The sequence below is a fragment of the Bacillus sp. FSL M7-1345 genome, assembly GCF_038006985.1.
Taxonomy (GTDB): Bacteria; Bacillota; Bacilli; order Bacillales; family Bacillaceae_G; genus Bacillus_A; species Bacillus_A cereus_U.
Window position 1 is genome coordinate 4,305,440 of sequence record NZ_JBBOWG010000001.1, and the last position, 18,539, is coordinate 4,323,978.

The window sequence follows — 18,539 nt, forward strand, 5'->3', positions numbered from 1 at the left end:
CAGCTGCTAGGAATATTCTTAGCAGCTTTTTTGTACTATCATTCACAGGTCATGAACTTCGTGTTTTACTAATGAATCAATATCGCATTTCGAACTGCAAATATGTTTTTCCTCAAAATAAAAAATCCCCTTGTACACAAGAGAATTTTTCATGTAATTCATTAATGTCCCACATGTCCAGCATGACCCGCTGCTCCAGCTGTAATTCCAGCTGTTCCCGCTGCAGTTCCAGCTCCTCCACCGTACCAAATTTGTTGTTGCCCTTGATGATTTTGTTGTCCTTGATGATGTTGCTGCCCTTGGTGGTGATGTTGTCCTTGATGATGTTGCTGCCCTTGGTGATGGTGTTGCCCTTGATGATGGTGTTGTCCTTGATGATGGTGTTGCCCTTGATGATGGTGTTGTCCTTGATGATGGTGTTGCCCTTGATGATGGTGTTGTGTTTGAAAAAGAACAGCCTGCGGATGAATTTGGTGATGACCGTGGTGATGTACTTGTTGTTGATGGTGACCGTGGTGTTGATGATGACCGTGGTGCTGATGATGACCGTGGTGCTGATGATGACCGTGGTGCTGATGATGACCGTGGTGCTGATGATGACCATGGTGCACATGATGACCGTGAACACCTTGTGGGAAACCACCAACTCCACCAGCTACAACACCGACGCCAGGTACAGGAAATCCTGTTTGTACGCCTCCCACGAAAGATGGAAATGTAGTTGGCATACCTATAGGCACTCCTCCTTGTGCTCCTTCTACAAAAGATGGAAATGTAGTTGGCATACCTACAGGTACTCCTCCTTGTGCTCCTCCCACGAAAGATGGAAATGTAGTTGGCATACCTACAGGCACTCCTCCTTGTGCTCCTCCTACTAATGTCGGAATTCCTGTTTGTGCTCCAGCTACTGATGTTGGAAATCCTCCTTGTGTTCCCCCCATCCAACTTGGAATTCCACCATACCCGTGTTGCTCATCTCCTCCCATGAACATCATTTGTCCATAACTATCCGATCCGCCCCCGAAGAAGCCATGTGGTGCATTATTGTCCATTCCTTTCATTCCTTTCACCTCTTCTTCTCAATTTAGCCTACCTTGTTTATCATATTTTCTATAGAAGAATAGGTGTTTGTCTATATGGGAATTCCGCACCTTTTTCTTCGCTCTTCATTCATGATAGGATTAATTAACTGATTATTTTTTCTTCATTTGAAAGGAGGCATTTCCATTGGAGAACGTAGCAAAGGCTTCAATCGACGATTTAGATTCAATCGTACATATAGATATCGATGTGATCGGAGACGCTAGTAGACGAAATTATATTAAACACGCTATTGATGAAGGAAAATGCATAATTGCAAAAGAGGACAATTCTATTTCCGGTTTTCTAACATACGATACAAATTTCTTTGGTTGTACTTTCCTCTCATTAATAATTGTTTCGCCAACGAAAAGAAGACAAGGTCATGCAAGCTCATTAATCTCATATATGTTAAGTAATTCTCCTACTCAAAAAATATTTTCTTCAACGAACGAATCGAATGAAAGTATGCAAAAAGTTTTTAGTGCGAACGGATTTGTACGTAGTGGAATAATTGAAAACTTAGATGAAGGGGATCCAGAACTTATTTTTCACATAAAAAAGCTCAGAGCATAAACGCTCTGAGCTTTTATTAATAATTAATTAGTTTGCAACAACGTTAACAAGTTTTCCAGGAACGACAATTACTTTACGAACTGCTTTTCCTTCGATTTGTTCTTTAATTGCTTCAAGTGCAAGTTGTTCCATTTCTTCTTTTGATGCGTCTTTACTCATTGTTAGTTTTGCGCGAACTTTGCCCATAATTTGAACAACGATTTCAACTTCATCTTCTACAAGTTTAGACTCATCAAATGTTGGCCAGCTTGCATATGTGATTGTTTCATTGTATCCAAGCTTGCTCCAAAGTTCTTCCCCGATGTGAGGTGCAACTGGTGCAATCATTTTTACGAAACCTTCTACATATTCTTTCGGAAGTGTTTCAGCTTTGTATGCATCGTTGATGAATACCATCATTTGAGAAATCGCTGTGTTGAAGCGAAGCTCTGCATAGTCTTCTGTTACTTTCTTCACTGTTTGGTGGTAAGCTTTTTCAAGCTCTTTGTTTGGTGCATCAGTAATTTTCTCACTTAATTCACCGTTATCTTGAATGAATAGGCGCCATACGCGGTCTAGGAAACGACGAGCTCCGTCAAGACCATTTTCAGACCAAGCGATTGAAGCATCTAATGGTCCCATGAACATTTCGTATAGACGAAGTGTATCTGCACCGTGGCTTGCTACAATATCATCAGGATTTACAACGTTACCTTTTGATTTACTCATTTTCTCGTTGTTTTCACCTAAGATCATACCTTGGTTGAATAATTGTTGGAACGGTTCTTTCGTTGGAACTACACCGATATCATATAATACTTTATGCCAGAAACGAGCATATAGTAAGTGAAGTACAGCGTGCTCTGCTCCGCCGATATAAATATCAACTGGAAGCCATTGTTTTACTTTTTCAGGATCTACAAGTGCTTCGCTGTTGTTTGGATCGATATAGCGTAAGTAGTACCAGCAGCTACCAGCCCATTGTGGCATTGTATTTGTTTCACGACGACCTTTTTTACCAGTTTCAGGATCAACAACATTTACCCACTCTTCAATGTTTGCAAGTGGTGACTCACCTGTACCTGAAGGACGAATGTTCTCTGTTTTCGGAAGAACTAATGGTAATTCTTCTTCTTTCACAGCTGTCATTGTACCATCTTCCCAATGGATTACTGGAATTGGCTCACCCCAGTAACGTTGACGGCTAAATAACCAATCACGTAGACGGTACGTTACTTTTTGATTTCCTGCGCTTGTTACTTCAAGCCACTCAATCATTTTTACGATTGCTTCTTCTTTATTTAAACCATCAAGGAATGCTGAGTTTACGTGCGCACCATCGCCTGTATATGCTTCTTTCGAAATGTCTCCGCCTTTTACAACTTCCTTCATTGGAAGATTGAACGTTGATGCGAATTCATAGTCACGCTCATCGTGAGCTGGAACTGCCATTACAGCACCTGTTCCGTAAGTTGCAAGAACATAGTCAGCGATCCAGATTGGTAATTTCTCACCATTTACTGGGTTAACTGCGTAAGCACCAGTGAATACACCAGTTTTCTCTTTCGCAAGTTCTGTACGTTCTAGGTCGCTCTTCATTTTTACAGAATTAATGTAAGCTTCTACAGCTTCTTTTTGCTCTAGTGTTGTAATGTCAGCAACAAGTGCATGTTCCGGAGCAAGTACACAGTAGCTTGCACCAAATAGTGTATCAGGACGCGTTGTGAAAACTGTGAACTTCTCATCTGTACCATCGATGTTGAAGTGTACTTCTGCACCTTCAGAACGACCGATCCAGTTACGCTGCATATCTTTTAAGCTTTCTGGCCAATCAAGATCATCTAGATCTTCTAATAGACGATCTCCGTAAGCTGTAATTTTTAACATCCACTGTCTCATCGGACGACGCTCAACTGGATGTCCACCACGCTCACTCTTACCGTCAATTATTTCTTCATTCGCAAGTACTGTACCAAGTGCTGGGCACCAGTTTACAGGTACTTCATCAACGTAAGCTAAACCTTTTTCAAATAGTTTTAGGAAGATCCATTGTGTCCACTTGTAGTAGGTTGGATCTGTTGTATTTACTTCACGATCCCAATCGTAAGAGAAACCTAATGCTTTAATTTGATTACGGAACGTATTAATATTAAGCTCTGTAAATTCTGCCGGGCTATTTCCAGTATCAAGTGCATATTGCTCTGCTGGAAGACCGAATGCATCCCATCCCATTGGATGAAGAACGTTATACCCTTGCATACGCTTCATACGAGATAAAATATCTGTCGCTGTATATCCTTCTGGATGCCCTACGTGTAAGCCTGCACCTGATGGATATGGGAACATATCTAGTGCATAAAATTTTGGTTTTTCCGTCTCATCTGGCGTACGGAATGTTTTATTCTCTTCCCAATGACCTTGCCACTTCTTCTCAATTTTTTGATGATTAAAGCTCATGAGATACCCTCCTTGAAATTCCATTTATTTTCACCGCCCAAAATACAAAAAACCTCTCATCCCTAGAAAGGGACGAGAGGTTATAGATTCCCGCGGTACCACCCTAAATTAATGTAATAAATACATTCGCTTAGATCCGTAACGTGGATTAACGGCAATTGCTACTAATGATTTCACAACTGCAACTCAAAGGCGAGTTCATAACGAAACGTGGATTGACTTGCACCGACCGTCAACTCTCTAAACCAGCTTCTATTACTACTACTCCTTCTCACTGTTATTACAAATATGAGTTAATTAAATATATTCTAAAACATGTTACATGTTCCGTCAAACTAAACTGCAATTTTTTCTTCAACTGTTTCTTCTACTTTTACTCGTCTATCATAAATACTCGTTGCTATAAGCGCTACTACAAGCATTACCATGATCGCAATAAACAATACTTCCATATTGTATAAGTCAACAATCGCTCCGCCAACGACCGGTCCGAACATTTTCCCTACAGTCGCTGCGCTATTTACAACACCTTGATAAAATCCTAGCTTATCTTTCGGCGCAAGTATATTTGCAATGGTTGGAATTGCCGGCCATACGAATAATTCACCAATTGTCAATGTCACCATCGCAACGAGGAACATCGTAAATTGCTGCGCTTGACTTAAAACAATAAACGACGCCGCAAAAATGATAATTCCAATCATAATTTGCTGTTTTAAAGAACGCTTCATCCAGCGAATCAGCATACTAACGAGCGGCTGCGCACAAACAATCATCGCCCCGTTTATCGTCCATAATAAACTGTAGTGACGAAGGCTAATATTTAACTCTTGCATATACGTCGCAATTGCCCCTTGCCACTGTACGTATGTAACCCAGCATAAAGCATATGCTACACATACGATTAGAAGCGCTTTGAAGCCAGGTGTAAGTGACCAACCTTTTTTCGTTTCGGCTTCTTTTTGTACCTCTTGCTCTTTTTTTGCTTCCATACCACGAAATCCAATAAACGCAATTAAGAAGAAAATAAAGTATAAAATAAAGTTCGCTAAGAAAATATAATCAAAACGATAAGACGCAACTAATCCACCGCACGCTGTTCCAATAGCAATACCAACATTTTGTCCAACATACATTGCATTGAACGCTCGTCTCCCGCCTTCTGGCCAAACCGTACCAACCATCGCATACATCGATGGAAACACCATTCCAGAACCGAATCCAATTAATGCTAGCCACACAACATATAACGGCCAACCATGGAAAAATACAAGACCTAAAATCGATACAAGTGTAATGACAATCCCTACTAAAATTGATTTATAACCGCCCCATTTATCAAATAAAACACCGCCGAGCAAGTTTCCGATTACACCAGTAAGCGAGTTGATCATTAATACCATTCCGGCTACTGATAAAGATTTCCCTAAACTATCATGTAAGTAAATTGTATTAAAAGGCCATAAAAAAGAAGCACCCGTGACATTAATAATCATCCCAGCTACTAATAGCCATACTTTCCTTGGCATAGTCTCCCCTCCTATTCTCTTTTTTTCGTTCATATATATAACAGTAAAATTGTAGTCGTTTTTAAATAGGAAGGCAACTGATTAATAGTTGATGAAATTCAGATAATAGCACAAAGACGATTAGAATGTATTCTAATCGTCTTTGTAAAATATCAATCTATAAATAATGGAATCGTTCCCTCGCGAAAGGTTATCCAACTTCCTTTTTACGTTTTGCACTTTCTTTAGCACTCCATTTAAATATTTTGTCTAGTAGAGAGTATATTCTCCCAGACTCCTTCGTTAATAACGGCCCTAACGACGCCAATATTAAAACATATAAAGCTGAGAATGGTTTAATCGTTGCCATTAAGCCACCCGCTATTCCGAGATTCGCGACAATAATGGAGAATTCCCCACGTGATATAAGTGTTAAACCGATATTCGTAGAAGCCTTATGCGATAACCCGGCTTTACGCCCTGCAATCATTCCAGCTGTAAAATTACCGATGAGAGTAATGAAAACTGCTCCTAATGCCAACCATACTGCTCCTCCAAGCGAAAACGGATCTATACTTAAACCGAAGCTGAAGAAAAATATAGCCCCAAAGAAATCACGAAACGGGACGACGAGATGCTCAATTCGATCACTATGCTCTGTTTCTGAAAAGACGAGTCCTAACAATAAAGCCCCAATCGCTTCCGCAACATGAATTGTTTCTGAAAATCCTGCTACAAAGAATAAAATAGCGAATATTACGATAATAAAAATTTCGTTTGACGAAATATCTAATACTTTATTTAGAAACGGCGTAGCTTTTCTAGCAATTACAAAGAATAGTAACATATATCCTACTGCGATTAACACGGATGTAAGAGCACCTACAAATGACGTTGCACCTCCGAGTACTAATCCTGAAACGACTGATAAATATACAGCTAAAAAGATGTCATCAAACATAATGATTCCTAAAATTAGTTCTGTCTCTTTATTACCAGTTCTTCTTAAATCAACGATTACTTTCGCTACAATTGCACTCGATGAGATTGTAATGATTCCCGCAATAATTAATGTTTCGAGTAAGGGGAAGCCCATTATATATCCATAAAGTAAACCTAATATGAAATTAAGCGATATATGAACACTACCCCCAAAAGCAATCGACTTTCCTGATTTAATTAATTTTTTTATTGAGAATTCTAAACCTAAGTAGAATAGGAGGAATATGACGCCAACACGGCCGAGGAAGGAAATAACTTCTCCGCTTTCAATAAACCTTAAATCGATAAGTCCTAAATCTGGGGCATGAGGCCCCACTAGCATACCGAGTATAATGAGAAACGGAATAATCGAAAACTTTAACTTTGCAGCGAGGTTAGCTGCAAAAGCTACTAATACTAACGCAGTTCCAACTTCAAAAATTAAAGTATCCATCGATTACGAGTCACCTCCTGCTGAAAGTAACTCATTAATAATTTTTTTCACTTCATGTCTTTCGCCCGATAATACGAGCATATCGCCAGCTTCAATGATAGAATCTGGGCCTGGATTAAAGAATTTCTTCATATTCTTTTTCAAAATAGCAATGATTGTTACGTTATATGTTTTTCGAACGTGTAAGCTACCAATTGTTTTTTGTACCACTGGTGCGTTATTTTCTACTTTAAACCATTCAATTGATAATCCTTCAAAAGCCATCTCAATCGTGTCTAAAGCTTGTGGTCTATATACCATCCCGCCTAATATAGCCGCAATTTGTCTCGCCTCAGAATCGCGAAGAGAAATGCTTGAAATACTCTCATCATGATCCGCATCGAAATGATACATTTCCCTTCGTCCATCATCGTGAATAACAATAACCATTTTTTCATTACCCTTTGTTATCACTTCAAATTTACATCCAATGCCCGGTAGTTCACTCTCTCTAATATTCATATTCCCGCCTCCTAAAATTTTTTAGTTACGGCTCTTCCCTTTTACAAATCTACATCAATCTCTGTTTTAAACTTTTCATCTTTTGATATCCCTAAATACTTTAACGTTTCTGACGGAGTCGCGTGATGAAAATGTTTTTGCAACAGTGCGATTGCTATGCCTCTTTTATATGCATGAAATCCAAATGTTTTTCTCATTGAGTTCGTTCCAATCTTACCAAGTATTCCGACCGCTTCAGCTGCACTATGGATAACACGATACGCTTGTTGGCGTGAGATTGAATTTGTTGTTTTATTAGATTGAAATACGTAGTTTTCTCTTTGAATATCAAAAGATTGTACGTACGCTAAAAGCGCCTCTTTTACTTTTGTATTTAAATAAATATCTTGTTTAAACTTTTCATCTTTCACAGGAAGAGAATAAAACTCTTTAACAGTTCCATCTTCATTTAATACATCTTCAAATTTAATACTCAGTAGTTCTGTAATTTTTAATCCAGTGTTAATCCCAATAACAAATAAAAGATAATCTCGCTGCGAGTGTTCTTTTAAATATTCTTTCATAGCCTGAATGTGCTCTATATTCTTTAATGCCTCTACAACTTCCATACATGTATTCTCCTCATCTTATGAACGGTAATTTTCTCATTATCCTGTCCATTTTACCTTATCATGCTATGAGATTTCCATGTATTATCCATTACCTTTTAATTTTTTTTACACTATACAATTGGAGCGATATACTTTAATACACCTAAAAATTCTGGATATTTATGATTTGGAAACTTACTATTGTAAAAATACGTTGCGGTTAGAAAAATAACGAGGGATAAAGATGAAAATAGTAAAACTTCTTTTGACCTTAGCGCTATGCCTATAACTTCAAATAAAGACCCATCTTCTTTCTGCAAGTTGGATTCCTCCTTTCTTTTCCGCTACTTTATGCATTTAGTTTATGTTACTTAATTATATTGTATACTACAATTAAGTAACATATCAATGATTTTGTTATTTTTTCTGAAAATAACAAAAAATACCAAGCACCCTCTGCTCGATATTTTTCGTTATTAATCTTCTTTCGGAAGAACAATTCCTTTATACAATTGAACTGTAATGAAGTAGTAAATCGCATAAATGACTACGAAAATTACAATTGGTATCCAAATACGGAAGTACGGATCGACTAAAATAAATCCGAAAATATTCATACCAACTAATACGTGGGCGATACCCACAATTGCCGGGAATAAGAATACTAAGAATAACTCTTTATAAATTGATTTTGTTAATAATTCACGGCGCACACCGATTTTACGAAGCATTTGATAGCGTGTAATATCTTTTGATGCACCAGAAAGAATTTTAAACATTAAGCAACTTGCCATCATCGCCAAGAAAGCAATTCCAAGGAAGAAGCCCATAAATACTGTTCCACTCGCAACACCATAGAACATATCGTAAGATTGATATTTGCTGTTCATTCTTTCAGCTGTTACATTTTTATATTTATCTAGCTGCAACTCGTCAAGTTTTTTCCATTCTTTTGTATATGTTAAAAAGTCATCTGTTTTTCCGATAAATGCTATACCTTCTTTACCATTTATCCCATCGTACGTTTTTTGATCTACAATCTTAATTGCATGATCTTCGTATATATAATATGGATGGATTGTACTAAAAGCATCTACCCATTCTACTGAAAGTTCTTTAGCGTTCGCATCTTTTTCATTCATTTCTCTAGAAACTGCACCTACTGGTAGTTCCTCTGAAACTTTTTTCGTATTCACTAAATCCTTCATCGACTCCATATTTGCCATATCTCTTACTAAAGGACGATTTTTCTCTAAATCTTCTTTTACATAATAAACGTATTTATCATCCAATTTGTAACGATATTCACTTTTCTCTTTAAATGTAATACCGTCCAAAATTTTCTTTTCTTCAGCTGTTGGGTTATGAACTACTGAATCATATATTACTAAACCATCTACCATTTTTATAACGTTATTTTTAAACGCCATACCACCTGAAATTGCACCAGCTCCAAGAGCAACTAACATCGCTACCGTAGCAAGCACCTTTGTTAAACTATTAATACGGAAATTTAATTGTGCAAAAGTAAAAGCGTTAAGCCCTTTTTCACTACGTTTTTTATTACTCTTTAACTTTTTAATAATGACCGGGAGAAGTGATCCAAATAGCATGTAAGTACCGGCTGTTGTTGTAATTAATGCAATTAGGATTCCCATTTCTCTTAGTTTTTCCATATAAATCATTGATGCATAGCCAATTCCTAATAAAATAACCGCAAGGAATGCAACTAAACCTGTCATTTTTCCTTTTACCGCAACACGTTCTGTTTGTGCATCTGCATGTACAAGTTGTAATACAGAAATACGAGACAATTTAATACTATTCATAATTGCTGATAATACAAATAGTGCAAAGAAGAAGATGCAAGTAACAGTCATAGATGGAATATAAAATGCTTTATACCCTTCACCAGCAAATTCCAATTGTTTCATTAGTAATTGACCGATACCTTCTGCAAGTCCTACACCAACTGTAATTCCAATTGCAAGAGACGCAGCGCCTAATACGATTGTTTCAATAAACATAAGTAATGTAACTTTATGTTTTTTCGCTCCTAACATCATGTACATACCAAACTCTTTTTGACGAAGAGATAATAAGAAAGAGTTCGCATATAAAATATAGAAGAACGTTATAATAGCTAGTAAAAATGAACCTGCTTGGAATACGAATCCAATAGACTTAATTACAGAATTGGATTCAAGAAACGCTTTATTCAGCGCTAATGTTTGAAACATATAAAAAATTGAAATCGACATGACAAGCCCGATAAGTAAGACAATATAATCTTTCAACTTACTTTTTAGCCCTGACATGGAAAGTTTGAATAACATACTTAATCCTCCTTCCTTACGCTTTTTGTGTACCTAAATCTGCAAGTACATCTAAAATTTCTTTATAGAACTCTTCACGCGTACCACCGCGGTGAATTTCTTTATATAGCTCACCGTCTTGAATGAATAAAATACGCTGACAGTAACTTGCACTATATGGATCATGCGTAACCATCATAATCGATACGCCTTGTTCTTCATTTAAGTTTGTCATCGCATCAAGTAAACTCGCTGCATTTTTAGAATCAAGAGCTCCTGTTGGCTCGTCCCCTAAAATAATTGCCGGCTCATGCACTAGTGCACGCGCTGCTGCTGAACGCTGCTTTTGTCCACCAGATACTTCAGTTGGATACTTTTGAAGGATTGCTGAAATCCCTAACATATCTGCTACTTTTTCTACTTTCGGTCCAATATTACGTGATGAAACACCTTGAAGTGAGAGTGGAAGTGCAATGTTTTCATAAATAGATAAGTTCTCTAATAAGTTAAAATCTTGGAAGATGAACCCCAATTTTTGTGAACGGAAATCAGAAAGCTCACCTTGTTTCATTTTCGTAATGTCCGTACCTGCTATTTCCACAACGCCGCCTGTTGCTTTATCTAGTGTTGAAATTACATTTAATAATGTCGTTTTACCAGAACCAGAAGGTCCCATAATCCCAACAAATTCACCCTCTTGAATTGAGAATGAAACACCTTTTAATGCGTGTGATTGGTTCTCACCTTTTTTACCGTACACTTTTTGAACGTTTTTCACGTCTACAACTGGTTTCGTCATATATATCCTCCTACGTTTGTTTTTCCATTACCTATTTTGCTCCTTTTGGAAGTAAACTGCTATTTGTTAACATTACAATTACCTTACACTTTTGTAATAAAATAAAACCAGGTCGTATTTCGACCTGGTTTACTCTGATTGCTTCGATCTTTGAGGTTGTCCTTTTTTACTGTTACGCTGTTTCACTTGAACAACTGGATCAAGTTCATTTGAAAATTCAGCGTTATGTCCATTTTGCGTTTTTTGCTCTGGATTATTTTGATCTGAACGTTTCGCCATTACATTCACTCCTTTATTAGTGCGGCGTAATAATCATTTGATGTTGCAATTGGCGAATTGCCATACGTGCTCTATTTAACTGCTCACGTTGCTCATCATTCGCATGTTGCTGCATCGTTTGTAAGTCGTTATATGCTTGTTCTAATTGCAACTGCGCATCTGAATACTCCATCTTATTGTAATGCTCTTGTCTCATGCCTTGGTCTAATTGTTCTTTCGCATATTCCACCGCTTCTTCCGCTTGTGTAATATACGATTCAAGTGATTGACGCTCTGCCATACTTGTCCCTCCTTGCTTCAATTCTCCTTTAGTGTGTCCCTTCCATATGAACCTTATGAGTATGTTATAATGGATTTTGTTTCATTTTGACTCGTCTTAGGAGGGAAAATAATGAAGGTTCAAAACCCTTTTCCATATACAAATGACAATAAACGTTATCATACATGGAATTACCACTTACGAAATGAATTTGGTGAAAAAATCTTTAAAGTTTCATTAGACGCCGGCTTTGATTGCCCAAACCGTGACGGCACAGTCGCTTACGGAGGCTGCACATTTTGTAGTGCCGCTGGATCTGGTGACTTTGCAGGTGATCGCCGCGATGATGTAATAACGCAATATCATGAAATGAAAGAAAAAATGCACGCAAAGTGGAAAGACGGAAAATGTATCGCTTATTTCCAGGCCTATACAAATACACATGCTCCACTTGAAGTGTTAAAAGAAAAATTCGAACCGCTTCTAACAGAAAAAGACGTTGTCGGTCTTTCTATTGCGACTCGTCCAGATTGCTTACCGGATGATGTTGTTGAATATTTAGCGGACTTAAATAAACGCACGTATCTTTGGGTTGAACTCGGACTTCAAACTGTTCATGAACGAACTGCAAATCTTATTAATCGTGCTCACGATTATCCATCTTATGTGGAAGGCGTAAATAAATTACGTAAGCACGGTATTAGAGTTTGCTCGCATATTATTAACGGTCTTCCCCTTGAAGATTACGACATGATGATGGAAACAACTCGTGAAGTTGCAAAGCTTGACATACAAGGAATTAAAATTCATTTACTTCATTTGTTAAAAGGAACGCCAATGGTGAAGCAATATGAAAAAGGACAACTAGAATTCTTATCTCTTGAAGATTACGTAAGTCTCGTTGTCGACCAACTTGAAATTATTCCAGAAGACGTAATTGTGCACCGCATCACAGGTGACGGTCCACCTGATTTAATGATCGGCCCAATGTGGAGCTTAAATAAATGGGAAGTATTAAATTCCATCGATGCAGAATTTGTACGCCGCGGAAGCTGGCAAGGAAAATATGCAAATGAGGAGAAACAAAAATGAAATTAGAACGTGTATTACCGTTTGCTCGCATGCTACTGCAAACGGCTGTTAAAGAAGGCGATTACGCAGTAGATGCAACACTTGGCAATGGACATGACACTTGCTTCCTAGCTGAAATCGTTGGAGATAACGGAAAAGTATTTGGATTCGATATTCAAAAAGAAGCGATCGAAAGCTCTACTATCCGACTAAAAGAAAAAGAACTTTTCGAACGTACTGTTTTAGTTCACGATAGTCACGACACACTTGTATCCGTATTACCAGAAGATGCAAAAGGAAAAGTAACAGGCGCAATCTTCAACTTAGGTTACCTTCCTGGCGGTGACAAACATATCGTCACAAAACCGAACTCAACAATCTCGGCGATTGAACAATTGCTAGAACTAATGGCACCTGAAGGTATCATCGTCCTTGTCATTTACCACGGACATCCAGAAGGACAAGTAGAACGTGACGCTGTTCTCAAATTTGCAGAAGAACTAGACCAAAAGCAAGCTCACGTTTTGCAATACGGCTTCATTAACCAGCAAAATAACCCGCCATTTATTGTGGCGATTGAGAAACGATAATATATCAACGATTTTGCCGATATATCGATTCTTCGACAAAACATAACAAAAAAAGACGTGCACTCACTGCACGTCTTTTTCTTATTCTCCTATATAATGGATGTATACACTATTTGAAGAAAGAAGGATAGAACTTTGCTAGTAAAACTAAGAGGAATTCAAAAGAAGTACGGCAAATCACTCATACTAGACAACATCGATTTATCCATTCCAGAAGGAGAAGCACTCGCTATTATTGGCGGTAATGGAACTGGAAAAAGCACTTTGCTCAAAATAATTGCAGGTTTTATTTCACCTACGGCAGGGACACTTCAAAGAAAAGAACATATACAAATCGGTTATGTACCTGAGCATTTTCCTGAAGGGATTCGTTTTACATTAGAGGATTATTTATATCATCTCGGCCACATTCATGGTTTATCAACAAAATACTTAAGAAATAAAATTCCGGTGCTCCTTGAATCTTTTCACTTACATCACGCAAGGCATTCCGTTGTACGAAACTTTTCAAAAGGTATGAAACAAAAAACAGGTATTATGCAAGCATTACTTACGGACGTCCATTTATTAATTTTAGATGAACCACTTTCTGGGCTCGACCCTAACTCTCAGCAAGAACTAGAGCATATTTTACTTTCATTAAAACAACAAGGTATATCTGTACTCTTCACATGTCACGAAAAACAACTACTAGAACACTTCGCCGATAGAATTGTGACGTTAGCTAATCATACAATTGCGGAAGATACCTCTGTGCAAAAATCAACAGAACAGGTCTATATTGAGGCAATCGTTCACGAAACATTTTCAGCAATAGAACTACAACAACAATCCGGATTTATACATGTTACACACAATTCAAATCAAAACCTCATTCAATTACAAATCGAAAAAGATTATACAAACGACATACTTCAGTTTTTATTACATAAAAAGGCATCCATCACACTGCTACAACCTAATTTTTAAATCGAAAGAAGGTTTATTATGTTTGCGCTTATTCGTTACCATTTTCTCGATTACACAAAATCGTATAAGTACATTCCTCCTATTGCGATGTACTGTATAAGCTTGCTTTTTGTATATACATATAAACCGACTCCTATTGTACCGACATATTTAGAAACCGCACTCGCACTTTATTTATTATCTGCCTGGATTACAATCACAATTTTTCATACTGAAGACCCTGTACAAGAACAAATCACTATTTCACACACAAATAATATTTCGGCATTATACGTTGGTAAATATATTACGGCTCTTCTCATTTGTACTGTGTTATCTTTTATATCCATAATCTATCCAATTATTTTGCAAATGTTTAATGAAAAAATGACAGCTTCTTTATTTCTAGTCGGATTTCTCGCTCACATGTCTTTCTCTATACTAGGAATTTCAATCGCAACATTATTTACTAGAAATATTATTCAAAAAGCAAGCACCGCTTGGCTTAGTCTTACATTTATATTACTTATGACGATTGCTTCAATCCGTTTTAAAACAGAGCTACTATGGTTTTTACCACCTGTCGAAAGCTTTTTAATGCTTGGGCAATACAAATATAATATACTTACTCACACCCTATGGCTCACAGCTTGGGCTATCGTATATTCATTTTTATTACTTACTTTATTTCTTTTTCTCATTCGCAAAAAACGTTTTTAATTACATATTAAAGGGGACGAAACAATGATCGGAATACTAGCAGGAATGGGACCAAAATCAACTGGACCATTCGTCGATACAGTTGTAGCACAATGCCAAACAATATACGGAGCAAAGCATGATATGGACTTTCCTCATATGATGATTTATTCTTGTCCAACACCATTTTACATAGATCGGCCTATTGATCATATAGCGATGAAAAAGGCGATTATTGAAGGTGCACAAAAACTTGAAAGTACTGGTGTAGATTTCATCGCAATGCCATGTAATACGGCGCATCTTTATTTCGAGGAATTAAAGCGTTCTATTACCATTCCTATTTTGAATATAGTCGATGAGACGTTAAAAGCAATTCCTGAAAATACAAAAAGAGTCGCTCTTCTCGCAACAGAAGCGACTGTTCAAGCAGGTATTTACCAAGACGGGATTATAAAACGTAATATAGAGTACATTCATAATGAACAATGGCAAGAAATGATTAATCAAATTATTACTTGTATTAAAGGCGGAGAAATTGAGGAAGCTCGCAAATTATGGAGTGTGCTCGTTTTACAGTTAAAAGACGAAGTAGATACCGCTATTATCGCATGTACCGATTTGAATGTGGTGGTGAGTGAGGACTTTGTTGATTCCGCTCAATGTCTTGCGAAAGCAGTTGTTAGGATGTATGCATCAAATATAAAAAGGTCTTCATAAACATAGAACACATCCCTTTTGAAATGTGTTTTGTGTTTGATAAAAATCCCCAAAACTTTTAACATTTTTCACAATTCTTTCAAAATATCCACACTTAATCTCGCTATATTAAATAAGTAGTTTATTCATATAGGGAAGGTTAGGGGAACTGAAGTATGAAACAAAATCGTTCACTTCATTACATTTTTTGGCGTTGGCATTTTTATGCTGGACTTTTTATTACGCCGCTTCTTATTACTTTGTCACTGAGCGGAATTGGGTATTTATTTCGGGAAGAAGTTGAAGATTTCATCTATAAAGATTTATATTTTGGGAAGAGCGCCCAAACAGAATCTATTTCGATGTCTGATTCTATTTCATTAACAGAGAAAAAATATCCACATTATAGTGTGGCGAAAATTAGTGAGTTTAATGGGGATTATAATACGAGACTTACAATCGCAAATGAATATACAGGAACGCAAAAATACGTTTATTTAGATAGCAATAATCAAATTGTCGGAGATCAAAACGCAAGTGAAACGTTTGCCAATATAATGCGGGAACTACATAGTTCTCTTTTAGTTGGTGGCACTGTCGTCAATTATATTGTAGAACTTGCGGCGTGCTGGACAATCTTTTTGATTATAACTGGGTTGTATATGAGTATACGCCAATTCAAAAACACACCATCATCCAATAAGCGAGAAAAAGCAAAACGATGTCATTCTATTATCGGTATTATATTTACAATTCCTCTCGTTCTGTTAATCGCAACTGGATTGCCGTGGTCTGGATTTATGGGTAACCAAATTTATAAAATTGCATCGTCGAATGAAGCGCTCGGATATCCAAAATTGTATATGGCACCTCCTGAATCAAAGGTAAAAGAGTTGCCATGGGCAACAAGAAAAGAAGCTCCTCCTGAATCTAACTCAAGTGAGCCAAAAATAATTTCAATTGATGAGTTACAACAAGGGATTGAAATAAAGAAGCCATATGTTATCTCACTACCGACTGATCCGAAAGGTGTATTCACTGTTTCGAAATCAAGTGGTTCTGGTATTACGGGCATGCACGTGGCACCAAATGAAGAGATAACAGCTTACTTTGATCAATATAGCGGAAAACTTATTTCAAAAACGGACTATCGTGATTATGGATTATTTGCACGATGGTTCACTTACGGTATCCCGCTTCACGAAGGACATTTATTCGGATGGCCAAATAAAATATTATGCTTACTAACGACATTATCTTTATTACTTCTCATTTATTACGGAATAAAAATGTGGTTAGCAAGAAAACCGAAAGGCAAATTAGCAGCACCACCAAAACAAAAAGATAAGAAAAGCATATTCGTTTTCTTTATCATGATGGTTATACTAGGCACTGTAATGCCTTTATTCGGACTATCTGTTTTAGCTATCTTCACAATCGAACTTCTCATATACGTATTTTCAAAAATACGATCATAATAAAGTGAAACTTTAATCAGTGGGGGTTTTGTCCACCCCCCACTGATTATTAGTTGAACCAATCGGGCTTTTACGGGCAGTTGATCTCCCACCTAACTCCTTCGCATTCGCCGAATTTTGAGGTGGGAGTCTTACTGCCCGTTAATGCGGGATAAAAAAAACCACTCTACATGAGTGGTTTTCTTCGTCACTGCGCCATTTTCTTTCGGTACATCTTCCCGTTCCAGTAGAAGAATCGTGAAGTGAGCCCTCCGTATTTTACAATGCGCCGTGCCATTTTGTGCATATTCTTTTGCGCTGATACTTTTTGATCTGATAAATAAATACCAAGTAATCCTCGGCTTATGAGACGATGAAACTTCGCATGAGGCAAATCACCAATGCTCTTCTCTGCTTCTTCTACAAAATGTTTCATACGATCTAATATGGCTTGCTCGTTTTCGTAATAACTACAGAAATTCAAATCCCCGCCCATGCGATCTTCTTCTTGATCGATGAAATAATCAAGTAAAATGTGAAGTCCTTGTACGTAAGGAAAATATCCTTGTCTAATTTTCTCAATATCCTCATCATGTAATTCATCATGAAATGCATATGCCACAAGACAAAAGATTCCTAAGGTTGATCCTGCACAAGCCGAAAATTCAAACCAGCTCATCGGCGGTAAATTTTCTTTATGTGCTTCAAACCATGTTTTTAAGCGTGGTTCTCTTTCTTCTAACTTCACATGTTTATGAATTTGCAAATCACAATAATAACAAGCAAGCTCATGAAGAATTGGAGCAATTTTATCATAATGCTTCGTTTTCTTTAAAACATCCTGACACGTTTCAACGAGCTCATCTAAATAACCACCATCATCTTGATCATCACGATAACGATAATAATTACCGCCTCCTTCAACTTCAGGACTTAATGCCATTACCATCGACTCATGAAGAGCCGCAAAGTCTTTCGGATCAAGTGATGTACTACGATCACATAAATTATCCAAATAGTCGCTAATCGTTTGATATGCTACGATAAAACGAATACATTCCTCTCGATGTTCATTTGCTAGCAGCGCTAAAATGCCACCGCCCTCGCAATGAAACGTTTTATTCTCAATACTTGCGATTGCCTGACTATGAAGCTCGTCATTCGGAATATGGTAGGCACGCTCTTTCCACATCGCTAGCTCATGGTGTACAACCGGAAACACATCACGGTATACTTTCGCCATGAGCGTTATGGGATTACTCGGTACGTTCACTTCTTCCTTCATCTCCTCTGTTAA

At 37.4% G+C, this 18,539-nt stretch carries 19 protein-coding genes and 1 other annotated feature; of the genes, 7 read left to right on the forward strand and 12 right to left on the reverse strand.

Going from position 1 to position 18,539, the window contains the following annotated elements; all coding sequences use genetic code 11:
* Positions 1-161: 161 nt before the first annotated feature.
* Positions 162-1,061 carry a VrrB protein gene (locus MHB76_RS22525; RefSeq protein WP_340987713.1) on the reverse strand — a complete coding sequence of 300 codons (900 nt, stop codon included), beginning with the start codon at positions 1,059-1,061 and terminating at the stop codon, positions 162-164.
* 166 nt (positions 1,062-1,227) lie between these two features.
* Between MHB76_RS22525 and MHB76_RS22530 the strand changes: the two genes are divergently transcribed.
* Entirely contained in the window at positions 1,228-1,656 is a 429-nt protein-coding gene (locus tag MHB76_RS22530; protein ID WP_078173951.1) for a GNAT family N-acetyltransferase, read from the forward strand.
* Between the two features lie 27 nt (positions 1,657-1,683).
* Here the strand turns inward: MHB76_RS22530 and leuS are convergent, their stop codons facing one another.
* The 10 genes from leuS to MHB76_RS22580 all read right to left on the reverse strand — a co-directional run bounded on the left by leuS (position 1,684) and on the right by MHB76_RS22580 (position 11,799).
* Positions 1,684-4,092, reverse strand: coding sequence for a leucine--tRNA ligase (gene leuS / locus MHB76_RS22535; protein WP_078173950.1), 2,409 nt, complete (start codon positions 4,090-4,092; stop codon positions 1,684-1,686).
* Positions 4,093-4,157: 65 nt separating this feature from the next.
* Positions 4,158-4,376 (reverse strand) — a binding site (T-box leader).
* Between the two features lie 51 nt (positions 4,377-4,427).
* The gene (locus MHB76_RS22540) at positions 4,428-5,621 is read right to left on the reverse strand and encodes an MDR family MFS transporter (protein ID WP_016106406.1); all 1,194 of its coding nucleotides are present in this window, start codon (positions 5,619-5,621) and stop codon (positions 4,428-4,430) included.
* A 190-nt stretch (positions 5,622-5,811) separates the two neighbouring features.
* On the reverse strand, positions 5,812-7,035 hold the full coding sequence (locus MHB76_RS22545) for a cation:proton antiporter (protein ID WP_340987715.1): 1,224 nt from the start codon (positions 7,033-7,035) through the stop codon (positions 5,812-5,814).
* Between the two features lie 3 nt (positions 7,036-7,038).
* Positions 7,039-7,536, reverse strand: coding sequence for a cation:proton antiporter regulatory subunit (locus MHB76_RS22550; RefSeq protein ID WP_070129085.1), 498 nt, complete (start codon positions 7,534-7,536; stop codon positions 7,039-7,041).
* Between the two features lie 41 nt (positions 7,537-7,577).
* Positions 7,578-8,144, reverse strand: coding sequence for a tyrosine-type recombinase/integrase (locus tag MHB76_RS22555; RefSeq protein WP_002160158.1), 567 nt, complete (start codon positions 8,142-8,144; stop codon positions 7,578-7,580).
* A 113-nt stretch (positions 8,145-8,257) separates the two neighbouring features.
* Positions 8,258-8,446 carry a hypothetical protein gene (locus MHB76_RS22560; RefSeq protein ID WP_002123196.1) on the reverse strand — a complete coding sequence of 63 codons (189 nt, stop codon included), beginning with the start codon at positions 8,444-8,446 and terminating at the stop codon, positions 8,258-8,260.
* Between the two features lie 156 nt (positions 8,447-8,602).
* A complete protein-coding gene (locus tag MHB76_RS22565) occupies positions 8,603-10,462 on the reverse strand; it encodes an ABC transporter permease (RefSeq protein ID WP_340987719.1) in 1,860 nt (619 codons plus the stop codon).
* Positions 10,463-10,478: 16 nt separating this feature from the next.
* Entirely contained in the window at positions 10,479-11,240 is a 762-nt protein-coding gene (locus tag MHB76_RS22570) for an ABC transporter ATP-binding protein (protein WP_002112390.1), read from the reverse strand.
* Between the two features lie 129 nt (positions 11,241-11,369).
* On the reverse strand, positions 11,370-11,519 hold the full coding sequence (locus tag MHB76_RS22575) for a hypothetical protein (RefSeq protein ID WP_001129345.1): 150 nt from the start codon (positions 11,517-11,519) through the stop codon (positions 11,370-11,372).
* Positions 11,520-11,535: 16 nt separating this feature from the next.
* Positions 11,536-11,799, reverse strand: coding sequence for a YtzC family protein (locus MHB76_RS22580; protein ID WP_340987721.1), 264 nt, complete (start codon positions 11,797-11,799; stop codon positions 11,536-11,538).
* Positions 11,800-11,910: 111 nt separating this feature from the next.
* On the opposite strand from MHB76_RS22580, the gene MHB76_RS22585 reads away from it, so the two are divergent.
* The 6 genes from MHB76_RS22585 (at position 11,911) to MHB76_RS22610 (ending at position 17,263) form a co-directional block, all read left to right on the forward strand.
* Positions 11,911-12,870: a TIGR01212 family radical SAM protein gene (locus tag MHB76_RS22585; protein WP_016106412.1), complete on the forward strand. Its 960-nt coding sequence runs from the start codon at positions 11,911-11,913 to the stop codon at positions 12,868-12,870.
* Positions 12,867-13,439, forward strand: a complete 573-nt coding sequence (locus tag MHB76_RS22590) for a class I SAM-dependent methyltransferase (RefSeq protein WP_016106413.1) — start codon at positions 12,867-12,869, stop codon at positions 13,437-13,439. The genes MHB76_RS22585 and MHB76_RS22590 overlap by 4 nt, the downstream gene beginning before the upstream one ends.
* Positions 13,440-13,574: 135 nt before the next feature.
* Complete coding sequence (locus tag MHB76_RS22595; protein WP_204208849.1) at positions 13,575-14,408, forward strand: ABC transporter ATP-binding protein; 834 nt, start codon at positions 13,575-13,577, stop codon at positions 14,406-14,408.
* 18 nt (positions 14,409-14,426) lie between these two features.
* Entirely contained in the window at positions 14,427-15,107 is a 681-nt protein-coding gene (locus MHB76_RS22600) for a hypothetical protein (protein WP_002160153.1), read from the forward strand.
* A 24-nt stretch (positions 15,108-15,131) separates the two neighbouring features.
* Entirely contained in the window at positions 15,132-15,806 is a 675-nt protein-coding gene (locus MHB76_RS22605) for an aspartate/glutamate racemase family protein (RefSeq protein WP_016106416.1), read from the forward strand.
* Positions 15,807-15,961: 155 nt separating this feature from the next.
* Positions 15,962-17,263 (forward strand): PepSY-associated TM helix domain-containing protein, encoded by a 1,302-nt coding sequence (locus tag MHB76_RS22610; protein ID WP_078173941.1) that lies wholly within the window; start codon positions 15,962-15,964, stop codon positions 17,261-17,263.
* Positions 17,264-17,450: 187 nt separating this feature from the next.
* Here the strand turns inward: MHB76_RS22610 and MHB76_RS22615 are convergent, their stop codons facing one another.
* The gene (locus tag MHB76_RS22615; protein ID WP_016106418.1) at positions 17,451-18,515 is read right to left on the reverse strand and encodes a tetraprenyl-beta-curcumene synthase family protein; all 1,065 of its coding nucleotides are present in this window, start codon (positions 18,513-18,515) and stop codon (positions 17,451-17,453) included.
* Positions 18,516-18,539 lie beyond the last annotated feature (24 nt).